Annotated in this window: 2 protein-coding genes and 1 riboswitch; of the genes, one reads left to right on the top strand and one right to left on the bottom strand. The window is 64.4% G+C overall.

Annotated features, from left to right (window positions below):
- The coding region (locus QZX79_RS17290; protein ID WP_294570288.1) for an NtaA/DmoA family FMN-dependent monooxygenase at positions 1–798 on the bottom strand (798 nt) is incomplete at its 3' end.
- A gap of 38 nt (positions 799–836) precedes the next feature.
- Positions 837–956: riboswitch (SAM riboswitch) on the bottom strand.
- 288 nt (positions 957–1,244) lie between these two features.
- Here QZX79_RS17290 and QZX79_RS17285 point away from each other — a divergent pair.
- Positions 1,245–1,691: an excalibur calcium-binding domain-containing protein gene (locus QZX79_RS17285; RefSeq protein WP_294570291.1), complete on the top strand. Its 447-nt coding sequence runs from the start codon at positions 1,245–1,247 to the stop codon at positions 1,689–1,691.
- Positions 1,692–1,806: the final 115 nt, after the last annotated feature.

The following is a 1,806-nucleotide window of genomic DNA, read 5'->3' as shown; positions in this document are numbered from 1 at the left end:
GGTCTCCTTGAGGATCGCCCGGGTCGGCGACCCGACGAAGACGGCCTCCGCATTGCCCGCGGCGAACGCGATACCCCGAGGGGACGCGCCGGCCTGGTAGATCACCGGGGTGCGCTGCGGGGAGGGTTCGCTGAGGTGGATCCCCGGCGTCGTGAAGTACTTACCCTCGTGGCCGATCCCGTGCACCTTCGCGGGGTCGGTGAAGACACCGCTTTCAACATCGCGGACGACGGCGTCGTCCTCCCAGGAGCCTTCGAGCAGCTTGTAGAGCACCTCAAGGTACTCGTCGGCGTGGTTGTAGCGCTCGTCGTGCTCGAGCTGGTCGGTCTGTCCGAGGTTCCGTGCCGCCGAGGGCAGGTACCCGGTGACGACGTTCCAGCCGAACCGCCCGTTGGTGAGGTGGTCGAGCGTGGAGAGGCGGCGGGCGAAGGGGTACGGGTGCTCGTAGGCGGTGCCGGCGGTGACGCCGAAGCCGAGGTGCTCGGTCACCAGGGCCATGGCGGAGACCAGGAGGAACGGGTCGTTGACCGGGGTCTGGGTGCCCCGGCGCAGCGTTGCCTCGTTGGAGCCGCCGTAGACGTCGTAGGTGCCGAGGACGTCGGCAATGAAGATGCCGTCGAAAAGCCCCTTCTCGAGCGTCTTGGCGAGGTCGGCCCAGTAGCGGAGGTCCTTGTACCGCCAGGACTGATCTTCGGGGTGGCGCCACAGCCCGGGGGACTGGTGGCCGACGCAGTTCATGTCGAAGGCGTTGAAGCGGACCCGGCGGGGTGAGCCGGAGGCGTGCGGGGATAAGGACATGGCAAAAGAACCCTCGTTCAGGGCACAACCGGGTGGAAGTGCCGTACTTGCCCTCCGGTCATCTGCGCCGGCCGGGCCGAATCCTCACCTGGGGCACCCCGCTACAGCGAGAGGGTTGCCGTCCAACAAACCAGGGTTTTGCGTTGGAACTCTTGATTCTGGGTTTGACCCTACGGGCGATCGGGCCGTTGAGTCGAGAACGGTTCGTCACAGAAAGTCACGGAGGCGCAGCAGCTTACTGCGCACCGAGGGCGGAATCCTTGAAGACCCGCGCACAGACACCGTTTGAAAGCCCGCGAGAGCCGAGGCAGCGGCGGCTGTTCGCCCGCCGAATCACTAGCTTGACAAGAGATATTGGTCTTCGGAATTGCTTCCCCAGAAATGCGCAGGGTGCTTACAATTTTGAACGTCCCGTCACAGGGAAAACTCTGGTCACAACAAAAGTTATGGGGATAAAAGTGAAAAAAAGTACAGCAATTCTGGCGGTTACCGCTGCAGCCGGCTTCACTGCGCTATCGGCCACCCCGGCGACAGCAGTAGGACTGCCGTTCAACAACTGCACTGAGGCAGCCGCAGCCGGGGTCTTCAACATCCCTGCCGCTTCACCCGCTTACCAACCGAAATTGGATGCCGACATGGACGGCTTTGGCTGCGACGCCGCCGGCACCCCGGCGTTCAATCAGGCGATCGTGGACCGCATCATCGCGGAGAACAACCCCCAGCCGATGCCAAACCAGATGAACCAGATGCCCGTCGGCGGCGTCGATACCGGAGTGGCCCAGGAGCCAGCGAAGGACGCCACAAGCACGCTCGTCCTCGGAAGCGGACTCGTTCTCGCGGCGGCAGCCGGTGGCACCTACCTGGTCCGCCGCCGCAGCACCGATCACGCCTGACCGCCCACCGCTCCACTGAATCGGATATCGTCCTACGCATGATCAGTTCTTCCGGCAACCGCCGCAGGAGCCGCCTGGCTGCTGCGGCGGTTTCCTTCTTCCTGCTCTCCGGCTG

Origin of the sequence: uncultured Arthrobacter sp. (assembly GCF_902805515.1) — a bacterium.
Lineage (GTDB): Bacteria > Actinomycetota > Actinomycetes > Actinomycetales > Micrococcaceae > Arthrobacter_D.
The sequence above is the reverse complement of the archived record's forward strand: the minus strand, read 5'-3'. Positions and strand labels throughout refer to the sequence as shown.